Annotated in this window: 15 protein-coding genes; 10 read left to right on the forward strand and 5 right to left on the reverse strand. The window is 64.0% G+C overall.

Features of this window, described 5'->3' with window-relative positions; translation table 11 throughout:
- A partial coding sequence (locus PVW49_RS16425; RefSeq protein WP_274591075.1) for an McrC family protein occupies window positions 1-1,071 on the forward strand: 1,071 nt, incomplete at its 5' end.
- 183 nt (window positions 1,072-1,254) lie between these two features.
- Window positions 1,255-1,542, forward strand: a complete 288-nt coding sequence (locus PVW49_RS16430) for an SH3 domain-containing protein (protein ID WP_074835677.1) — start codon at window positions 1,255-1,257, stop codon at window positions 1,540-1,542.
- Window positions 1,543-1,605: 63 nt separating this feature from the next.
- On the opposite strand, the gene PVW49_RS16435 is transcribed toward PVW49_RS16430, so the two are convergent.
- Together PVW49_RS16435 and PVW49_RS16440 are read right to left on the reverse strand one after the other, a co-directional pair.
- Entirely contained in the window at window positions 1,606-4,659 is a 3,054-nt protein-coding gene (locus PVW49_RS16435) for an efflux RND transporter permease subunit (RefSeq protein ID WP_274591076.1), read from the reverse strand.
- Between the two features lie 11 nt (window positions 4,660-4,670).
- Complete coding sequence (locus PVW49_RS16440; RefSeq protein ID WP_274565469.1) at window positions 4,671-5,717, reverse strand: efflux RND transporter periplasmic adaptor subunit; 1,047 nt, start codon at window positions 5,715-5,717, stop codon at window positions 4,671-4,673.
- Between the two features lie 118 nt (window positions 5,718-5,835).
- On the opposite strand from PVW49_RS16440, the gene PVW49_RS16445 reads away from it, so the two are divergent.
- From PVW49_RS16445 to PVW49_RS16480, 8 genes are all read left to right on the forward strand, one after another.
- Window positions 5,836-6,888, forward strand: a complete 1,053-nt coding sequence (locus PVW49_RS16445) for an AraC family transcriptional regulator (RefSeq protein ID WP_274591077.1) — start codon at window positions 5,836-5,838, stop codon at window positions 6,886-6,888.
- A 151-nt stretch (window positions 6,889-7,039) separates the two neighbouring features.
- A complete protein-coding gene (locus PVW49_RS16450; RefSeq protein WP_048531792.1) occupies window positions 7,040-8,620 on the forward strand; it encodes an ABC transporter substrate-binding protein in 1,581 nt (526 codons plus the stop codon).
- Between the two features lie 209 nt (window positions 8,621-8,829).
- A complete protein-coding gene (locus tag PVW49_RS16455) occupies window positions 8,830-9,897 on the forward strand; it encodes a hypothetical protein (protein WP_148562858.1) in 1,068 nt (355 codons plus the stop codon).
- 292 nt (window positions 9,898-10,189) lie between these two features.
- Window positions 10,190-11,755 (forward strand): ABC transporter substrate-binding protein, encoded by a 1,566-nt coding sequence (locus PVW49_RS16460; RefSeq protein WP_274591078.1) that lies wholly within the window; start codon window positions 10,190-10,192, stop codon window positions 11,753-11,755.
- Window positions 11,756-11,942: 187 nt separating this feature from the next.
- Window positions 11,943-12,923, forward strand: a complete 981-nt coding sequence (locus PVW49_RS16465; RefSeq protein ID WP_048531788.1) for an ABC transporter permease — start codon at window positions 11,943-11,945, stop codon at window positions 12,921-12,923.
- Window positions 12,923-13,867 carry an ABC transporter permease gene (locus PVW49_RS16470; RefSeq protein ID WP_048531787.1) on the forward strand — a complete coding sequence of 315 codons (945 nt, stop codon included), beginning with the start codon at window positions 12,923-12,925 and terminating at the stop codon, window positions 13,865-13,867. The genes PVW49_RS16465 and PVW49_RS16470 overlap by 1 nt, the downstream gene beginning before the upstream one ends.
- Window positions 13,867-14,850, forward strand: coding sequence for an ABC transporter ATP-binding protein (locus PVW49_RS16475; protein WP_048531785.1), 984 nt, complete (start codon window positions 13,867-13,869; stop codon window positions 14,848-14,850). Before PVW49_RS16470 ends, PVW49_RS16475 begins: the two co-directional genes overlap by 1 nt.
- The gene (locus PVW49_RS16480; RefSeq protein WP_274591079.1) at window positions 14,851-15,813 is read left to right on the forward strand and encodes an ABC transporter ATP-binding protein; all 963 of its coding nucleotides are present in this window, start codon (window positions 14,851-14,853) and stop codon (window positions 15,811-15,813) included.
- A 21-nt stretch (window positions 15,814-15,834) separates the two neighbouring features.
- Here PVW49_RS16480 and PVW49_RS16485 read toward each other — a convergent pair whose 3' ends face one another.
- The 3 genes from PVW49_RS16485 to PVW49_RS16495 all read right to left on the reverse strand — a co-directional run bounded on the left by PVW49_RS16485 (window position 15,835) and on the right by PVW49_RS16495 (window position 20,457).
- The gene (locus tag PVW49_RS16485; RefSeq protein WP_074835668.1) at window positions 15,835-16,770 is read right to left on the reverse strand and encodes a dimethyl sulfoxide reductase anchor subunit family protein; all 936 of its coding nucleotides are present in this window, start codon (window positions 16,768-16,770) and stop codon (window positions 15,835-15,837) included.
- An 8-nt stretch (window positions 16,771-16,778) separates the two neighbouring features.
- Window positions 16,779-17,519, reverse strand: coding sequence for a 4Fe-4S dicluster domain-containing protein (locus PVW49_RS16490; protein ID WP_074835666.1), 741 nt, complete (start codon window positions 17,517-17,519; stop codon window positions 16,779-16,781).
- Window positions 17,520-17,595: 76 nt separating this feature from the next.
- A complete protein-coding gene (locus PVW49_RS16495) occupies window positions 17,596-20,457 on the reverse strand; it encodes a molybdopterin oxidoreductase family protein (RefSeq protein WP_274591080.1) in 2,862 nt (953 codons plus the stop codon).
- Window positions 20,458-20,586: the final 129 nt, after the last annotated feature.

A 20,586-nucleotide genomic window follows, 5' to 3' on the forward strand; every position in this document is an offset into this window, starting at 1 on the left:
GGCTCCGGTCGCGGTTGGATGAAAGTTCCGTGGCAGGTCATGATCCACATGCTTGCCGTCGCTCTGAATTTGAAACTCGATCTTGGATCGATAACGGATTTGGCGTGGCAACGAGAAACCTTGCTTGAGATTCTGATCCGGGTCTTTTGTGACAAACTCACCGAGGCCGTCCGGAAAGGAATGCCACGCCGCTATGTCGAGCAAGAGGACGATCTTTCTGCCTTGCGCGGCAGACTGGACGTAGCACGTCAGTTTACCCGACACGCAGTAAATCCGTCCCGTCTCGCATGCCAATTTGATGTCTTATCGGAAGACACGTCGTTGAACCGGATCATGAAAGCCGCCGTGTTGCACCTCTCCCGGATGTCTCGGAGTTCGGGAAATCAACAGCGGCTACGAGAACTGGCTTTTGTGTATGCGGACATCGCGGATATTTCGCCCTCGGCATTGCGGTGGGGTGACGTGGTGATTGACCGCACCAATCGTCGGTGGCGGGAGCTTCTGAGCATGGCCTGTCTCTTCCTGGAGGGCCGATATCAGACGACGACTGGTGGCGCGGGTGAGGGAACAGCGCTGCTTTTTGAGATGAACACACTGTTCGAGGAATATGTCGGGCGTCTGATTTCTCGGGCACTGGCTGGAACGGACCTGACGGTTTCCCTTCAGGGCGGGCGTCTGTTCTGCCTTTTCGCAGATTCGACCGAACGAGGGCTTTTCCAGACTAAGCCAGATATCCTGATCCGTCGTGCTGGCACCGTAACTCATGTGATTGACACCAAGTGGAAGAGGATCTCCTCCCGGATCGACGATCCAAAACAGGGCGTCACACAAAGCGATGTCTACCAAATGATGGCCTATGCGCAGCTTTACAGCGCGCCGCGCCTTACGCTTCTGTATCCGCACCATCCGGGGCTGGGAGCAACAGAGCTTGTTCACGCTCGACATCGAATAACCGGCCACGAGACAATCTTGGAGACCGCAAGCATTGATGTGGCAAATGGTGGAAGCGTTTTAGACCGACTGCAAAGTCTACTTCTACCGGATGAGCCTGTGTCCGAGCTTTTGATGTAGAAAACCGGCAGGTGTTCTCAGTGCCCAACATGGTATAGAAGGTTCGACAGCAGTCGCATTCCCTCCGCCACCCCCCATATCCCCAGCTCCCCGCACAAGACCCGGGGACAGGGCCAGATTTTTCTTCACTCGGACCCTTGGCTCTGCGACACAGGCGGCTCCAGAAACAGCCGGGGGCAGACCATGCGCCGTACCACTCATTCCGTTTTCCTCTCGCTCCTTCTGCTCGCCGCATGTGGCAGCGTCACGGGCACGCCGACCACGGTGGATCGGGTCGATGAGGGCGAGTTTCTGAAGCTGCGGGCCGGACCGGGCCTGGGGTTTCGGGTGATCCTGGGGCTGCCCGATGGCACGCAGCTGCGGCAAAAGGATTGTGTGACCGAGCTGGGCCAGCTCTGGTGCCGGGTGGCCCTGGCGGATGCGCCCGGTGTCACCGGCTATGTCGCGGCGGACTACCTCATCGGCCGCTGAGCGCGCCCTGACCCCATATGAAAGGGCCGCGTGGCTGATTGCCGCGCGGCCCTTTCTTTGTCGTCAGGCGGTGGCGGGCAGGGCGGCCTGGGCCCGGCGCGCCGTGCGTTTGAAGAACAGGTAGTAGAGCACCGGGGCCGCGATCAGGGTCAGCACCGAGGCAAAGGCCAGACCGCCCATGATCGTCGCCGCCATCGACTGAAAGAAGGCGTCCGACAGCAACGGCAACATGCCGAGGATCGTGGTCGCCGCCGCCAGGAACACCGGCCGCAGACGCGAGGTCGAGGCACTGACGATGGCCTCTTCCAGCGGCATGTCGGGGTTGGCCTCGCGGGTCAGGTCGATCTCTTCGACCAGCACGATGCCGTTCTTGATCAGCATCCCCGAGAGCGACAAGAGGCCCAGCAACGCGGTGAAGGTAAAGGGCAGGCCGGCGCCCAGCAGGGCCAGGCTGACACCGTTGACCGACATCGGCACCAGCAGCCAGATGATGACCGGCTGGCGCAGAGCGTTGAAGAGCAGCACTGAAATCAGCACCATCACGATCAGGCTGAGCGGCAATTGCCCGCCGAGCGAGGCCTGGGCATCGGTCGAGCTTTCGTATTCGCCGCCCCAGGCCATGGTGTAGCCTTCGGGGATCGTCATCTCTTCGATGGTGCCGCGTACCTCGGCCAGCACCTCGGTGGCGGTCATGCCGCGCGGAATGTCGGCGCCGACAGTGATCACATTGGCCCGGTCGCGGCGATGCACCAGCGTGTCCTGCGGTTCGAAGCGGAAGCCGTCGATCATCTGCGCCATCGGCACCAGGCCGCCGCCGCTGTCGGAGTAGATCACGTGATCGACCAGGGAAAGATCGGCATCGGGTGCGGCGCGCAGCACGATGGGGATCTGCCGGTCGCCTTCGCGGAACACCCCGGCGGTGGTGCCTTCGGTGGCGAATTGCAGGGTTTCGGTGATCTGCGTGCGCGAGATGCCGGCCTCCTGGGCGCGGTCCTCGGCATAGATCGGCCGCAGAACCAGTTCCTTTTCGCGCCAGTCGTTGCGCAGCGAGACCACGTTGTCGGAGGCCGCCGCCATCCGCGCCATCGCCTCGTCGGCGAGATCGCGCAGCACCTCGGGGTTGCTGCCCGAGAAGCGGACCTCGATCGGGGCGCCGCCGCCGGGGCCAAAGGCCAACCGCTTGACGCGGAACTCGCCTTGCGGCACCGCCTCGAGCGCGAATTCCTCGAGCGCGTTCATCTCGTCCTCGATCACCGCAAGCGACGAGGTGCGCACGATCAAATGGCCATAGCTCGGGTTCGGGTCTTCGCTTTCGTAGGTCAGCATGAACCGCGAGGCGCCCATCCCGGCATAGGCGGTAAAGGCCACCACCTCGTCGCGCCCGGCCAGCCAGTCCTCGAGCACCGTCAGATCCTCCGAGGTCTGGTGGATCGACGCACCCTGCGGCAGCTTGTAGTTGACGAAATAGAGCGGCGTGTTGCTGTCGGGGAAGAATTGCTGCTTGATCTGGCCGAAGAGGCCATAACAGATAACGGTCACCCCGATCAGCCCCACGATCACCAGCCAGCGCAGGCGCAGGCTGATCCTCAGCAGGCCGGCATAGCCACGGAACAGAAAGCCGTCATAGCCGTCGGCGTCCCCCGTGGTGCCCTGGCGGAAGAAGTAATGGCCCAGCAGCGGCGTGGCGGTGATGGCCAGCACCCAGGACAACAACAGCGAAATCGCGATCACCGCAAAGAGCGAGAACAGGAATTCACCGGTGGCATCCGGGCTGAGACCGATGCCGGCAAAAGCCATGATGCCGATGATGGTGGCGCCAAGCAGCGGGATCTGCGTCTTGCTGGCCGCCTCCGTCGCGGCCTCGCGCGAGGTCTGGCCGCGCCTCATGTTGATCTGCATGCCCTCGGCGACCACGATGGCATTGTCCACCAGCATGCCCATGGCGATGATCAGCGCGCCGAGCGAGATGCGCTCCATCTCGATCGAGCCCAGCGCCATGAAAAAGAGCGTGCCCACCACCGTGAGCAGCAGGGTCGCCCCCACCACCACCGCAGCGCGCCAGCCCATAGAGACGGCGAGCACCACGATCACGATGCTGACCGACATGGCGAGGTTGACGAGAAAGGCGTTCGACGCCTCTTCGACAACCACATGTTGCTGATAGATCGGCGCGATCGTGACACCGACCGGGATTGCCGTCTTCAGCGTTTCGATCTTGGCATCGACCGCTTTGCCGACCTCGACGATGTTCTCGGTCGACAGGCCGGCAACGCCGAGGCTGAAGGCCTCGACGCCATTGTGGCGCAGGATCAGATCGGGATTGGCCTCGCGGTCACGGTAGACATCGGCGAAATCGGCCAGGTTCACCACCTGTCCGCCGACCCCCACCGAGAGCGCGGCAATCGCCGACACGGTGTCGGACCCCGCCGGCCGCTGCACCAGCGTCCGGCCGTTTTCATTCTGGATCGAGCCACCGTCGACGATCTCGTCGGCGGTGGCGATCGCGGCCTGCATGATGCCCGGCGAGATGCCGAGCGAATTGGTCAGGGCGAGGTCCGGCTCGACATAGATGCGTTCGTTCGGCTGGCCCGAGATCACCGCATCGGCCACGCCATCGACCGACAGCACCTCGCGGCGCAGGAAATCGGCCAGGTCGTTGACTTCGCTGTCCGAGAAACCGGGCGCGGTGACGGCGTAATAAAGCCCGTAGACATCGCCGAAACTGTCGTTGATGAACGGCTCGGTGGTGCCAGAGGGCAGGGCGGCCTCGCCCACGCGGTTGCGCAGCTTGGTCCAGATCGCCGGCAGCTCGGTGCCATCATAGGTGTCCTGCATCTCGACCGTGATCCAGGACAGGCCGGGCTGGTTCATGGTCTCGATGCGCTTGACCTCGCCCATCTTCTGGATCGCGGATTCGATCGGTTCGGAGACCTCGGTCGCCACTTCCTGGGCGGTGGCGCCGGGGTATTGCGTGACCACGACGGCCATCTTGATGGTAAAGGCCGGGTCTTCCAGCCGGCCGAGCGAGGAAAAGCCCCAGATGCCGCCCAGAAGGCAGGTCAGGATCACGATCCAGGTGTAGATCGGGCGGTTGATCGAAAAGCGCGCAATGTCCATCGTCGGGGCCTTCAGTTGCCGAAGCCGGTAAAGCGGCGCACGTCTTCGCCGTCGGTGAGGGTCGAGGCGCCGACAACGACGTATTCCTGTCCGGCTTCGAGGCCCGCGATCACCTCGACCTTGCCTCTTTCGGTCGGCCTGATCTCGACCGGGGTGCGGGTCACCGTGCCCTCGCGCCCGCCGGTGGGCGTGAAGATCATCAGGTAGGTCGCGCCATCATTGCCGGTGACAATCGCCGAAGCCGGCACTTCGATGCGGCTGTCGCCGGTGTCCAGCGTGGCCGTCACCTTGGCCGAGGAGCCGGGCAGGACGGTCAGATCCTTGGGCGGAAACATTCCCAGAGTGATCGAATAGGTCTGGCCGACCGATGCCGTCTCGGCGTTGAATTCCCGCAGCTCCACCGGATAGGTCCTGGGGCTGGCCGGGAACTGCGCGAGAATCTCCAGATCGGGTTTCTGGCCGGCCTGATGGAAAAGCACCTCGGGCACGTCGATCTCGATCCGAAGCTCGGACATGTCGTGCAGGCGCACCACCGGCGTTCCGGCGTTGATGGTGGAGTAATTCGGCACCAGCCGCGACGCCACCAGCGCATCGAAAGGCGCAAAGAGCGTTGCCTTGTCAAGCGCGCGTTCGGCATTGCGCAGGGCAACGCGGGTCAGTTCGACATCGGTTTCGGCGTCCTGCACCGCGGTCTGGCTGACCGCGCTGCCCTGAAGCTGGCGATAGCGGTCAACCGTGCGCACCGCCTGTTCACTGCGCGCACGCGCCTCTTCGAGCGAGAGCTCGAAAGGCTCCTGATCGAGCCTGGCGACAAGCCCGGTGCGGGGCACGATGGCGCCTTCCTCGACCGGAAACTCGACGATCTGGCCAGAGACCTGGAAAGCCAGGTCGACGGTTTCGCGCGCCACCACATGGCCAAAGAACACGCGGCTCAGCCCGCCGGCCGTGCTCTTCGCCGTTTCGAGTTTGACGATCGGCGCCTCGGCCATCGCGGCCTGCGGCAGGACTGCTGCGGCTGAGAGAACCAATGCGAGCATGCGGACCAGTTGACGTTTCACCTGTGCCAATTCCTTGATCTGATATTCGGAGATGCCGTTTTGCTGCGCTGCAACATCGGCACGGGTCGCTTACCTATGGGCGTTGCCAGATGATGTCTTGACATTAGAGGACAAAAATTTGTCATTTGAGGACATGACCCATGTGATCCGCGCCGCCGCGCTCAAAGGTTATCAGGAGGTGATGCGCGATTGCGGGGTTCCGGCGCGCCCCTTGCTGGCAGACCACGGGCTGAGCCCCGAGGACCTGGCGGATGACGATGCGCTGTTGCCGATGGAGGCGGTCTGCGGATTGCTCGAGGCCTCGAGCCTGGCGGCGCAATGCCCCGACCTCGGGCTGCGCATCGCGCGGCATCAGGATCTGGCGGTGCTGGGCATTCTGGGCCTCGCCATCCAGACCGCCGCCACCCCGGCGGAGGCCTCCAAGATCATCTCGCGCTTCATATTTCTTCAGGGCACCGCGCTTCGGATGCGGGCCGAGGTGCCGGGACGGCTGGTGCCCGATACCGTGGCCATGGTGCTCGAGATCGACGGCATCGCCCCGAACCGGCAGCGGCAGATCATCGAGTTGATCCTCGGCATGGGGTTTCAGGTCGGCCGGATGCGCGATCCCTGGGCCCACAAGGTGCGGGCTGTATCGCTGCCGCATGGGCTAGGCACCGCCGGCGAGCCGCATCGCAGGTTCTTCGGCGTGCCGGTGCATGAAAACCAGACATCCGCGGCGCTGCACATGGATGCGCGCGACTGGCATGTGCCGGACCCCAACAGCCATCCGCGGTTTCAGCGCCTGATGGAGGATCACCTGGAGCGCAATTTTCCGGTCCCGGCACAGCGGCTCAGCGACCGGGTGCGTGCCGCGCTGCGGCCGCTGATCGGCACGCCGCAGGCCAATCGCGCCGATATCGCGCATATGCTGGCAATCGAACCGCGGACATTGCACCGGCAGTTGCGGGCCGAGGGCACCAGCTTTCAGGAGATCAAGGACAGCGCGCGCCGCGATCTGGCGCTGAAACATCTGACCGAGACAGCTGTGACGCTGGATCAACTGGCTGGCATGCTTGGTTTTCCGGAACAATCGGCGCTCTCGCGGGCCTGCCGCCGGTGGTTCGGCACCCCGCCCGGGGCGCTGCGCCGGGCCCGGCGGGCGGATACGGATACTGCGGTGCGGCGTTAGCGCTGCAAGAAATTATCGAGCGGCCGGCATGGCTTAGCCGCCAAACTGCCCCCGCGACGTAATGCCAAGTCGGGCCTTGTCATTTTGCCAAAGGTGTCAAAGACTGGCGCCATGTCGAAAACGACAATCACACAAAAGACAGGGAAAACCAATGAAGACGACATTCGCTTTGTCAGTGATCGGTGCGCTGTTGGCCACCACAGCGTCACTGAGTGCCGAAACCCTTCGCTGGGCGCGCGCCGGTGACGCGCTGACGCTTGATCCGCATGCCCAGAACGAGGGCCCGACCCACACCATCCGCCACCAGATGTACGAGCCGCTGATCATCCGCGACGTGACCGGCGAATTCGAGGCCGCGCTGGCCACCGACTGGGCGCCGAAGGAAGACGACCCGAACGTCTGGGTCTTCAACCTGCGCCAAGGCGTGAAATTCCACGATGGCGCCGATTTCACCGCCGAGGACGTGGTGTTCAGCTTCGAGCGCGCCAAACAACCGAACTCGGACATGAAAGAGCTTATCGGCTCGATCACCGAGGTCCGCGCGGTCGACGATTACACCATCGAGATGGTCACCGACGGCCCGAACCCGATCCTGCCGTCGAATCTCACCAACCTGTTCATCCTTGACAAGGGCTGGGCCGAGGCCAACGACACCGTCAACGTGCAGGATTTCGAAGGCGGCGAGATCACCTATGCCACCACCAATGCCAACGGCACCGGACCCTACAAGCTGGTCAGCCGCGAACCCGACGTCAAGACGGTGATGGAGATCAACGAGGAGTATTGGGGCCGCGACCAGTTCCCGATGGAAGTGACCGAGATCGTCTATACCCCGATCCAGAACGCGGCCACCCGGGTGGCCGCCATGCTCTCGGGCGAGGTCGATTTCCTTCAGGACATGCCGGTGCAGGATCTCGAGCGGGTCAATAATGCCGACGGTCTGACCGTCAAGAAAGCGCCGCAGAACCGGGTGATCTTTTTCGGCATGAACCAGGGCGCCGATGACATCGAGGCCGACAATGTCGAGGGCAAGAACCCGCTCGCCGATGTGCGCGTGCGCAAGGCGATGTCGATGGCGATCAACCGCGATGCGATCCAGCAGGTGGTGATGCGTGGCCAGTCGATCCCGGCCGGCATGATCGCGCCGCCCTTTGTCAACGGCTGGACCGAGGCGATGGACGCCGAAAGCGCCACCGACATCGAAGGCGCCAAGGCGCTGATGGAAGAGGCCGGCTACGGCGACGGTTTCTCGATCCGTCTCGACTGCCCGAACGACCGCTACATCAACGATGAAGCGATCTGTCAGGCGGCCGTCGGCATGCTGGGCCAGATCGGTGTGACCGTGAACCTCGACGCCAAGCCCAAGGCGCAGCACTTCCCGCTGATCACCGACAGCAAGACCGATTTCTACATGCTGGGCTGGGGCGTGCCGACCTACGATTCCGAGTATATCTTCAACTTCCTTGTGCACGGCCGCGAATCCGACATCGGCACTTGGAACGGCACCGGTTTCGACAATGACGAGCTGGATGCCAAGATCGAGTCGCTGGCCTCGAACACCGATCTCGAAGCCCGCAACCAGGACATCGCCGATATCTGGCGGGTGGTGCAGGATGAACAGCTCTACATCCCGATCCACCACCAGGTGCTGAACTGGGGCATGGCCGAAAACGTCGGCATCGAAGTCGACCCGGAAGATCAGCCGAAGGTGAAATATTTCACCATGAACTGAGGCAATCTTCAGGGCTGAAAAAGAGAGGCGGTCCTGTAAGGGGCCGCCTCTTTGCGGCGATCGGCCCGCGCGTCGGCGCCCTCGCCGCATCGGTCAAAGAGATTGACCGGTGCTGCTGTAGATCGCGGCGACAGGACGAAATTTGTTGAGATTCTATTCTGCTACTTGCAGACTTCCAGTACGACAATCAATCGGGGGGACAACGACTTATGAATGCGCGTGCAAAAGCATCGTCAAAGGCGCCCAGAAAAAGAACCAAGAGAGCGACGACATCGTCGTCGAGTACCGCTCAGGTTGAAGAGAGGCAGATCACGCCCACCTCTATCAAGGGGCAGGCCCGCCCGAAGACCAGTCAGGAAAAAGGCTGGAGGACTGTCCTGAACCGGGCAAAGACCCTTGTGAAAAACCGCCCCGATGACCACCTGAGTTCCCTGCTGGCAAACCTGCGCGAACTCAGGATCGACCGGCGCGAACCGAGCCGCTTCTATCAGACGCGCGAAATCGTCCGCCCGCTTGGCGAGAAGATCATGCAGCGCGCGGGGCTCGAGCTTTCCGACACCTTTTACAGCCCGCAGGTTGCGGCCAACGAGTATACCGTCAGCGCCGGGAGCCCGATACGGTATCTAGGGGATCTCATTCGCCCGGACACCACGGCGATCATGGAGCTTGGCAGCGGATGGTCGTCGAACGTGTTCCAGCTTTATCTTCTGCACGGCGCGACACGGTCGCGCAAAAAGGTCTATTACGGCGGCGAATACACCAAGAGCGGCATGATCGCCGCCAGATATCTGGCCAGTCGCGAACCGGCGTTGAAATACCGCTCGTTTTACTTCGATTATCGCAATCCCAATATCTCGTTCCTGTCCAAGACGAAGGGGCACATTCTTCTGTTCACCTCGCATTCGATCGAACAGGTCGACCAGATCAACCCGGAACTCTTCGAACAGCTGCGGCAGATGAAGAACCCGACGACGGTGGTGCACTTCGAGCCGGTCGGCTGGCAACGCAATGAGGAGCTTCTCAGGCGCCGCGAGGCGCAGGACGACGCCTTCTTCGAAGCGATCGGACGCCGAGCCGCCGACGGCGCGCTGAATACGGTGGATGAGAACGCCGCATGGTGGTCGTGGCGGCAGGAATACAACAAGAACCTCATTCCGATCCTGTCTGACCTCGAGCGGCGTAATATCATCACCATGAAGAAGACCGCCTTCAACTTCGGCGGCACCGCCAATGTGCTGAACCCGAGCACCTTGCTGCATTACGAATTCGTGCGCTGACGGCGCTCTGACCGGGTGGCCCGCGGCCGGTCGGTCCTGTGCGCCTGCGATTGTCCAGCGACCCCGCGCCTGAGGGCGCAGGGTCGATTCTTTGCGGCAGTGGGCTTTCCGGGCCGGCACCGCGAAGAAATCCGGCAGGTATTCGAGGCGCTCCTCTGACGCTCGGCACGCATTGCCCCGGTCGAGCCTGTGCGCTGGCGGCAGCATGTCCGGTTTTTCAGCGCCTTGGCTTGTGAATGGACGCGGCGCGCGACTGTGCTACCCTTGGCCAAATCCAACAGGGGAGACCACGATGCTACGATTGACAAGCGCCCTTGCTCTGGGCGCGGCCCTTGCCGCGCCCGCGGCGGCCGAAGAATTCAAATGGGCGGTGACCACCGATCCCCAGACGATGGACCCCCATGCGGTCAATTCGACGCCGGTGCTGGGCTTTCTCAACAATACCTACGAAGGGCTGGTGCGCCGGGGCAAGGACATGTCGGTGGAGCCGGCGCTCGCCACGGGATGGGAGCCGATCGGCGAAGGCGAGGGCTGGCGCTTTACCCTGCGCGAAGGCGTGACCTTCCACGACGGCAGCAGCTTTGACGCCGAGGATGTGCTGTTTTCCTACCAGCGAGCCTCGAGCCCGGAGTCGGACACCGCGAGCTGGTTCGCGCCGGTGTCGGAGGTCAAGGTGATCGACGCCTACACCGTCGATTTCATGACCACCGCACCCAACCCGTTGTTTCCCTCGTCGATCGCCAACTGGATGATCATGGACAGCGGCTGGGCCGAGGCCAACAATGCCACCCGTCCCGACAAGGAGGCCGGCAATCACGCCACGCTCAACGCCAATGGCACCGGTGCTTTCAAGGTTACCACACGCGAGCCCGGGCTGCGCACCGTGCTCGAACCCTTCGAGGGCTGGTGGGGCGAGGCCGAGCACAACATCACCCGCGCCGAGCTGACGCCGATCCAGAACCCGGCGACGGCGCTGGCGGCGCTGCTTTCGGGCGACGTGGATTTCATCAACCCCGTGCCGATCCAGGATGTGGCGCGGTTGGCCTCGAACCCCGACGTGAAGGTGGTGCAGGGGATCGAGGCGCGGGTCATCATGCTGGGCTTTCCGCATGAGGCGGAGGCGCTGAAATTCTCGTCCGACATCGACGGCGAAAACCCCTTTGCCGATGTCCGCGTGCGCCAGGCCGTGGCGCATGCGATCAATGTTCCGGCGATCCTTCAGACCATCATGCGCGGCAATGCCGAACCAGTGAACCAGCTGGTCAGCGCGGCCATGAGCGGCTATTCCGAGGCGCTTGGCGCGGCCCCGGCCTATGACCCCGAGAAGGCGCGCGCGCTGCTGGCCGAAGCGGGGTATGCCGACGGGTTCTCCTTTGGCCTGAAATGCCCCAACAACCGCTATCTCAACGACGAGGCGGTCTGTCAGGCGGTGACCGGGATGCTGGCGCAGGTCGGCATCGATGCGACTCTGGAGGCAATGCCGGTCAACAACTACTGGCCCGAGCTCAGGGCCGACAATTTCGACATGTATCTGCTGGGCTGGTCGCCCGGCACCTTCGACGCCGAACACCCGATCCGCTTTCTTGTCGCCACCCCGAACGAGGAAAAGAAGCTGGGAAGCTGGAACTTCGGCGGCTTTTCCAACGCGCGCATCGACACGCTGCTGCCGATGATCCAGTCCGAGATCGATCCGGCCGAGCGTCAGGCGATGCTTGACGAGGTGGCGCAGATCATGGCGGACGAGCAGGCTTACGTGCCGCTTTATGTGCAGCCGCTGGTCTGGGGCACACGGGCAAATATCGAGCTGACCCAGCGGCCCGACAATTTCTTCATCCTGCGCTGGGTGACAGTGAACTGAGACATGTCGGGGCCGGCAGAGGATGCCGGCCCCGTCGGCGGCCCGCGGCCCCCGGCTGACGCGGGGCCGCGCCGGGCCCTTGGGCCCGATTTGCCTTGAGTGTCGGGGGTGTAAAGCCCTTGAACGGCACGTCACCCGAACGCTTTTGCCCTTGACCCGAAAAACCCGCCGTTATCTCTTGGCGGGCATGCTTGCTTTCATCATCCGCCGTGTCGGCCAATCCCTGCTTGTCCTGCTGATCGTGGGGCTTGTCGCCTTTTCGATGTTCAATTTCGTGGGTGACCCGATCGACAACATGCTCGGTCAGGAACGCACCGCCGAAGATATCGCGCGCTTGCGCGAGCAGCTCGGCCTCGACCGGTCGTTCTTCGTGCAATACTTCCGCTTCCTGCAAGAGGCGCTTCAGGGCAACTTCGGCGTCAGCTATCGTCAGGGTCGTCCGGTGACCGACATCCTGCTGGAACGCGCGCCGGCGACGCTGGAGCTGGCGGCGGTCTCGGGGGTGCTGGCCATCCTCTTCGGCATCGCGCTTGGCGTGTTCACCGCGATCCGCCGCGATGGCATCTGGGCGCATGCGATCATGTCGGCCTCGTTGATCGGCGTCTCGCTGCCGACCTTCCTGATCGGCATCCTGCTGATCTATGTCTTCTCGGTCGAACTCGGCTGGCTGCCCAGTTTCGGGCGCGGCGATGTGGTGACCGTCGGCGGCTGGAAGACCGGCTTTCTGACCGAAAGCGGCCTCAAGGCACTGATCCTGCCGTCGATCACCCTGGGGCTCTATCAGATGACGCTGATCATGCGGCTGGTACGCTCGGAAATGCTCGAGGTGCTGCGGCAGGATTACATCCGTTTCGCCCGCGCGCGCGGGCTCAGGGACCGGGCGGTGAACTTCCGCCACGCGCTGAAAAACACCATGGTGCCGGTGATCACCGTGATCGGGCTTCAGCTTGGCGCGATCATCGCCTTTGCCATCATCACCGAGACGGTGTTCCAGTGGCCGGGCGTCGGCCTGCTGTTCATCAACGCGATCCAGTTCGTCGACATCCCGGTGATGGCGGCCTACCTGATGCTGATCTCGGTGATGTTCGTGGGGATCAACCTGGCCGTGGACATCCTTTATTTCTTCATTGATCCGCGCCTGCGCGCGGACCGCTCGGGAGGCCACTGATGACCGATATCCCCGTTGCGCCGCCGCCGAAATCGCGGCTTCGTCTGGCGCTGGAAAGCGATGTCTTCTACACCTTCCGTCGCTCGCCGGTTGCGGTGATCTCGGCGCTGGTGGTGCTGGTGCTGCTGGTCTCGGCGATCTTCGCGCCCTGGATCGCCTCGACCAATCCCTTCGATCCGGCCTCGCTCAATCTGATGAACGGTTTCACCCCGCCGCTGGAGCCCAATGCCTTTACCGGCGACAGCTTCCTGCTGGGCACCGACGATCAGGGCCGCGACGTGTTTTCCACCATCCTCTACGGCATGCGCATCTCGCTTTTTGTCGGGGTGGCGGCGGTGGCCTTTGCCATGGTGCTGGGCATCACGCTGGGGCTGATTTCGGGTTATGTTGGTGGCTGGGTCGAAACCATCATCATGCGCGTCGCCGACGTGCAGCTCACCTTTCCCTCGATCCTGGTGGCCATGTTGATCTTTGGCATCGCCAAGGGGATCACTCCGGTGGAGTACCGCGACCAGATGGCGATCTGGGTGCTGATCCTCGCCATCGGCCTGTCGGATTGGGTGCAATTCGCGCGGGTGGTGCGCGGCGCCACGCTGGTTGAGAAAAACAAGGAATACGTCCAGGCGGCGCGGCTGATCGGGCGGAAACCCGGCGCCATCATGCTGCGCCACATCCTGCCCAATGTGCTGTCGCCGGTGCTGGTGATCGCCACGATCTCGCTGGCGCTGGCAATCATCGCCGAGGCGACGCTGTCGTTCCTGGGCGTCGGCGCGCCGCCGACCCAGCCGTCGCTGGGCACGCTGATCCGTATCGGCCAGGGCTTCCTGTTCTCGGGTGAGTGGTGGATTCTGTTCTTTCCCGCCTGCACGCTTCTGGCGCTGGCGCTTTCCGTCAATCTGCTGGGCGACTGGCTGCGCGACGCATTGAACCCGAGGCTGCGCTGATGGCTGAACCCGTGCTTTCCATCCGCGACCTCTCGGTCGAGATTCCCACCCGCCACGGTATCGTCAAGCCGGTCGACGGGGTGAGTTATGACATCCGCGCCGGCGAGATCCTTGGCGTGGTCGGAGAAAGCGGCGCCGGCAAATCCATGGCCGGCAACGCGGTAATCGGCCTGTTGAGCCCGCCGGCGCATATCGCCTCGGGCGAGATCTGGCTGAACGGCAAGCGGATCGACCAGCTGCGCGGCGAGGCGATGCGCCGGCTGCGCGGCAAGGAGATCGGTATGGTCTTTCAGGATCCGCTGACCTCGCTCAATCCGCTTCTCAGGATCGGCGATCAACTGGTCGAGACCATGCGCACACATCTGAAGATCAGCGAGAAAGAGGCCGAGAAACGCGCCGTGGCGGCGCTGGAAGAGGTCGGCATTCCCGGTGCGGCCAGCCGGGTGAATTCCTACCCGCACGAGTTCTCCGGCGGCATGCGGCAGCGGGTGGTGATTGCGCTGGCGCTCTGCGCCGAACCTTCGCTGGTGATCGCCGACGAGCCGACCACCGCGCTCGATGTCTCGGTCCAGGCGCAGATCATCGCGCTTTTGAAGCGGCTCTGCCGCGAGCGGGGCACCGCGGTCATGCTGATCACCCACGACATGGGGGTGATCGCCGAGGCGACCGACCGCGTGGCGGTGATGTATGCCGGTCGCCTGGCCGAGCTGGGCGCCGTCGAACAGGTGCTGACCCGGCCGCAGCACCCCTATACCCACGGGCTGATGGCCTCGACCCCGCTGGCCTCGGAGGGCAAGGCGCGGCTGCACCAGATCCCCGGCGCCATGCCGCGGCTGGATGCGGTGCCCGATGGCTGTGCCTTCAACCCGCGCTGCCCGCGCGCCACCGAAGTCTGCCGCACGCCGCCGCCGCCCAGGGTCAAGGACGGCATGGCCGCCTGCTGGCACCCGCTTGTCGAAGACGTCGAAGAAAAGGTTTCCTGAATGGCGCTGGTCAAAGTCGATAATCTCAGCCGCGTGTTCGACGTCTCGAAACCCTGGCTGAACCGGGTGCTGGAGCGGCGGGAAAAGGAATATCTGACGGCGGTGTCAGAGGTGAGTTTCGACGTCGCCGAACGCTCGACCTATGCGCTGGTGGGCGAAAGCGGCTCCGGCAAATCGACCATCGGCAAGATGCTGGTGGGGTTGCTGTCACCTTCGGATGGCCATGTCGAGATCGAGGGGATCGATCTGGCCAATGAGCCGGATGCCGCCAAGGTCGACGCGGTGCGCGCCGACATCCAGATGATCTTTCAGGATCCCTATGCCTCGCTCAACCCACGCTGGCGGGTCAAGGACATCATCGTCGAGCCGGTCGCCTCGCGCGGCGGCAAGACCGAGGGGATGGCCGAGAAGCTGCTGGAACAGGTCGGGCTGTCGGTCAAGGACGCGGGCAAGTTCCCGCATGAATTCTCGGGCGGCCAGCGTCAGCGGATCTGCATTGCCCGGGCGCTGGCCAGCGAGCCACGGCTGATCGTCTGTGACGAGCCGACCTCGGCGCTGGATGTCTCGGTTCAGGCGCAGGTGCTCAACCTGATGAGCGACCTGAAGGAAAATTTCGGGCTGACCTATGTCTTTATCAGCCACGATCTGACCGTGGTGCGGCACATGGCCGATGTGATCGGCGTGCTTTACCTGGGCCGGCTGGTGGAAGAGGCGGTGCCGGGGCGGCTGTTCGACGATCCGAAGCACCCCTATACCCAGATGCTGCTGGAAGCGGCGCCGAAAATGGATGCCTTTGGCCGCGAGATCCAGCCCCCCGAAGGCGAGATCCCCGATCCGATCAATCCGCCGCCCGGCTGCGCCTTTCATCCGCGTTGTCCGCTGGCGCAGGATATCTGCAAGCGCGATCGGCCACGACTGCGGCAGATCGGCGGCACCCGGGTGGCCTGTCACTTCGCGGAATAGGCGTCACCCGCGCGGCCCGGCTCAGGCGCGCTGGTTGCCGTAGTAGAGCGTCGAGAGATGCGTTGCCTCGGCGAAGAACAGCCAGCGTTCCGTCACCAGCCCGGCGGCGGCGGCGGTGACCGCGACCGGCATCAAGACCGGCCCGAGCCCGCCGGTCAGTGCCTGAAAGGCCAGCATCAGCCCGGGCAGCAGGAAGCCCCAGAGCAGCACCGAGCGGCGCAGCGTCTCGGCGTGTCTGCGGGCGACGTCATAGCCCATTTCGCGCATCACGTAGTTCGGCCGGCTATGCGGCGGCTCGAGCTGGCGTTTGACGCCCTTGAGGCCCAGCGCCATGTCGGCGGTATAAGCGCCCGGCTCGGCGTCGATCCGGCGCCAGTATATCAGCTTGAGCGCGCCGGCCAGACCCAGCGCCAGCAGCGCGATCAGGCTGACAAGGCGGATGTCGCGACCGGCGAAGGCATGCAGCAGCACCAGCAGCAGCGCGCCCGAGGCGGCGGCATTGGCAAGATAGACATAAGGCACCTGCGGCATATGCCATTCGCGGATGGTGCGCAGCGAGGCATAGATCATGCCGGTGCACCAGACCGTCGCCACGGCGCCGATGGCGCTGAGCAGGGCCAGCGGCAGGGTCAGCCAGCCCGCGATCCCGAGGAGCGACATCAGCCAGAGCACCCCGGCCGGCACATAGGTGGCCAGGGCCGCCACGCCCTCCCGCGAGAGCCAGGACGAGCGCCATTGCGACAGCGCCCGCCAGGCGCGCTCGGGGCGGCCGAGGTGAAAGGTGGAACTGAGCAGCCCCAGCGTAATCAGCCCGAGCGCGATGAACAGGCCGGCGAAGAAGCCCCAGCCGGCGACCGGCTGGGCGCCGATGACATGGGCCAGGCTGAGCCAGAACAGCAGGCCGTATCCGGCGCCGGAGGAGGTGGTGAAGAGGATGACCGAATAGGCGGGATGCATGTTCGTCCTTAGCGGCTGAGGGCGCGGTCGGCCCAGGCAAAGAGTTTCTCGAGGGCGGAGCCGGTGGTTTCGGCCTGCGGTTCGGCGGCGATCTGCGGCGTGCGGTCCGAGGCCTTGCGCGGCGGCAGGTACTTGTTGACCGGCTTGTAGCCAAACTCGTCGAGCAGGTTGAAGCCGTCGCGCGCGGCGACGTTCTGCGACACCGCGCTGTTGGGATCGGCAAGATCGCCAAAGGCGCGGGCGCCGGTGGGGCAGGCCTTGACGCAGGCCGGCACCCGATCCTCCTCGGGGATGGTCTCGTTATAGATCCGGTCTACGCAGAGCGTGCATTTCTTCATCACGCCTTCGTCGTAATCGTATTCCCGCGCGCCATAGGGGCAGGCCCAGGAGCAGAGCTTGCAGCCGATGCAGGTATCCGGGTTGACCAGAACGATGCCGTCCTCCTCGCGCTTGTAGCTGGCGCCGGTGGGGCAGACGGTGACGCAATCGGGTGTCTCGCAATGCAGGCAGGAGCGGGGGAAATGGACGGTGCCTTTCCAGTGGTCGTTGTCGACCTCGTAACTGTGGACGCGGTTCAGGAAGGCGCCGTGCGGATCGGCGCCGTAAGGCTCCTGATCGGTGAGCGGCGCGGAATAGCCGCCGGTGTTCCACTCCTTGCAGGAAGTGACGCAGGCATGGCAGCCGACGCAGATGTCGAGGTCGATGACCAGGCCGAGGCTCTTGTCGGTCTTTTCGGGGAGGGTGGTCATTCTATGTCTCCCTGGGTCGGGTGTTGCGGGGCGGCGGGAGCCAGGCGGCGCGCCCTCCGGGGCTGATGTCGCGCGCTCATTCCGCCGGCTCCTTCCACTGCCTGCCAAAGGCCAGCGTCTCGGGTCGTTCCGGCCAGGCATCCTCGCCCAGCGGCTCGAACAGCGGCGAGGTTCCGGCGCTCTCGGCTTTCTCGATCTTCACCCGCAGGTCGAACCAGGCCGCCTGGCCGGTCAGCGGATCGGAGTTGGAATAGCGATAGCCGCCGCCGCCCTTTGGCAAGAGTTCGGAAATCAGGTGGTTGAGCAGGAAGCCCTCCTTCACCTCGGGCGCGTCATGCGACAGCCCCCAGGCGCCGCGCCGCTTGCCGATGGCGTTCCAGGTCCAGACCGTGTGCCGGTTGACCCCCTCCATCAGTCTGATCTGGCAATTCACCCGTCCGATATGCGAGGTCAGCCAGACCCAATCATCATCCTGCACCCCGATCTCGACCCCCACCGAGGTATGCACGTAAAGCCGGTTCTGCGCGGTGATCTGGCGCAGCCAGGCGTTCTGCGAGCCCCAGGAATGATACATGTGCATTGGCCGCTGGGTGATCGCGTGCAGCGGGAAGCCTGTGGTCAGCTGTTCCTCGAAGGGCGCGTACCAGAAGGGCAGCGGATCGAAGTGCGTCTTGATCCGGTCGCGCGCGCGATCCGGCGGCTGGCGTTCGCCATGGCCCAGGGCGGCCAGGCGGAACTTCTGCATCGGTTCGGAATAGAGCTGCATTATCGTCGGCTCCGGCGACAGGCGGATGCCCTTTTCGATGCCCCAGTCGAGATAGCCGCGATTGGCGAAACGGAAATAGGCATGGCTCGGGTCGAGATGCAGGCCGAAGAATGCGCCGTTCTCGATATAGCGGTCGATCTGGTCGGAGTTGGGCGCGCCGACGCAGGACTTGTCACCGTCCTCGCCGCGCCAGCCGGCGAGCGGGCCGATGCCGGGCTTGCGCTCGTGGTTGGTGATGTAGTCGGGATAGCCGCCGGGATACATCGGGCTGCCATCCTCCTTGACGAACCCCGGCAGTTTCAGCCGCGCGCCAAGATCGATCAGCACCTCCTGAAAACCGCGCACGTCGCGATCGGGCTTGACCACGGGATGGCGGATGCCATCGGCCACCAATTCCGGCTCGGAGATCGGGCGGTCCAGCAGCGAGATGCAATCGTAACGCTCAAGATAGGTGGTGTCCGGCAGGATCAGGTCGGCAAAGGGCACGGTTTCAGAATAATAGGCGTCGGAATAGATGATCTTGGGGATCACGTAATCGCCGTTGTCGTCCTTGGCGGTCAGCGCATCCAGCGTGCCCGGTACGTTCATCGACGAGTTCCAGGCCATGTTGGCCATGTACATGAAGAGCACGTCGATGCCGTAAGGATCCTTGGTGGCGGCGTTGTTGATCACCATGTGCATCAGCCCATGGGCCGAGATCGGCGCATCCCAGGAAAACCCCTTGTCGAGCCGGTTGGGCTGGCCCTCGCCATCCAGCAACAGATGCTCGGGCCCATGCGGAAAGCCCAGATGCGGGCCGCCCAGCGGCAGTTCGGGCTTGATGTCACCGGCGGCGCCGTGGGGCAGCAGGTTTGGTGGGGTCTGCTTGGGGTAGGGCGGCTTGTAGCGAAAGCCGCCGGGCGTATCGATCGAACCCAGCAGGATTTGCAGGATATGGATCATCCGGCAGGTCTGGAAGCCGTTGGAATGGGCCGAGATGCCGCGCATGGCGTGCATCGAGACCGGGCGGCCGATCATCTTGTCATGCTTGCGCCCGGCCCAGTCGGTCCAGGGGCGGTCGAGCACGATCTCCTCCTTGAAGGCGACATGCGCCAGTTCCGCCGCGATCTGGCGGATCTGCTCGGTGGGCACGCCGGTGCGCTCGGCCACCGCCTCGGGGGCGTAGTTGTCGCCAAGGTAGCGCTCGGCCATCAGCTCGAAGACCGGCCGCGCCGTGCGGCCGTCGGGCAACTCGCGGGTGCCGGTGAGCGCCGGCCGGATTTCGGCGGCCTTGCCATTGCCGAAGGCGCCCGCCGCCTCATCCCAGACCATGGGATTGCCGTCGCCGTCGCGGGCGAACAGCCCGTCATCGGCCGCGCCGGGGTCTTTGATCACCAGCCAGGGGGCGTTGGTGTAGCGCACCAGGTAGTCGAGGTCGATCTGCTGGGTGCGGAACAGCTCGTGGATCAGCGCGCCGACAAACAGCCCGTCGGTGCCGGGGCGGATGCCGACCCATTCGTCGGCCACGGCGTTGTAGCCGGTGCGCACCGGGTTGACCGAGACCACCTTGGCGCCGCGTTTCTTGAGCTTGCCGATGCCGATCTTGATCGGGTTCGAGGCATGGTCCTCGGCGACGCCGAAGAGCATGAAATACTTGGTCAGATCCCAATCCGGATCGCCGAATTCCCAGAACGCCCCGCCAAAGGTGTACAGCCCGCCGGCGGCCATATTGACCGAGCAGAAACCGCCGTGAGCGGCGAAATTCGGGGTGCCGTATTTCATCGCCCAGAAGCCGGTCAGGCTCTGGCTCTGGTCGCGGCCGGTGAAGAAGGCGAGTTTCTTGGGATCGGTCTTGCGCACCTTGCCGAGCCAGCCGGTGGCGATCTCCAGCGCCTCGTCCCAGGAAATCTCCTCGAACTGGCCGGAGCCGCGCGGGCCCACGCGTTTCATCGGCGCGCGCAGCCGGGCCGGGGAATAATGCTGCATGATCCCGGCGCTGCCCTTGCCGCAGAGCACGCCCTTGTTGACCGGGTGGTTGCGATTGCCCTCGATGTAGCGGACCACCTGTTTGCCGTCGGGGCCGGTCTTGAGATGCACGTTGATCCCGCAGCGGCAGGCGCACATGTAGCAGGTGGTCTGCTTCATCTCGTCGCCGACGGGGGCGCTGGTCTCGATCTCGGGGCTGCCTATCATGCGCTGTGTCCTGACCTCTGTGCGATTCAGGAAGGACGTTGGCATAAAAGCTTGGGGTTAGGAAATATTTCCTTTGATGCGGCGGCGGATCGGGCGGATATTCCTTGCGTCCTCCGCCGGCCCGGCGGG

It is taken from the genome of Marinovum sp. PR37, assembly GCF_028807375.1.
Lineage (GTDB): Bacteria > Pseudomonadota > Alphaproteobacteria > Rhodobacterales > Rhodobacteraceae > Marinovum > Marinovum algicola.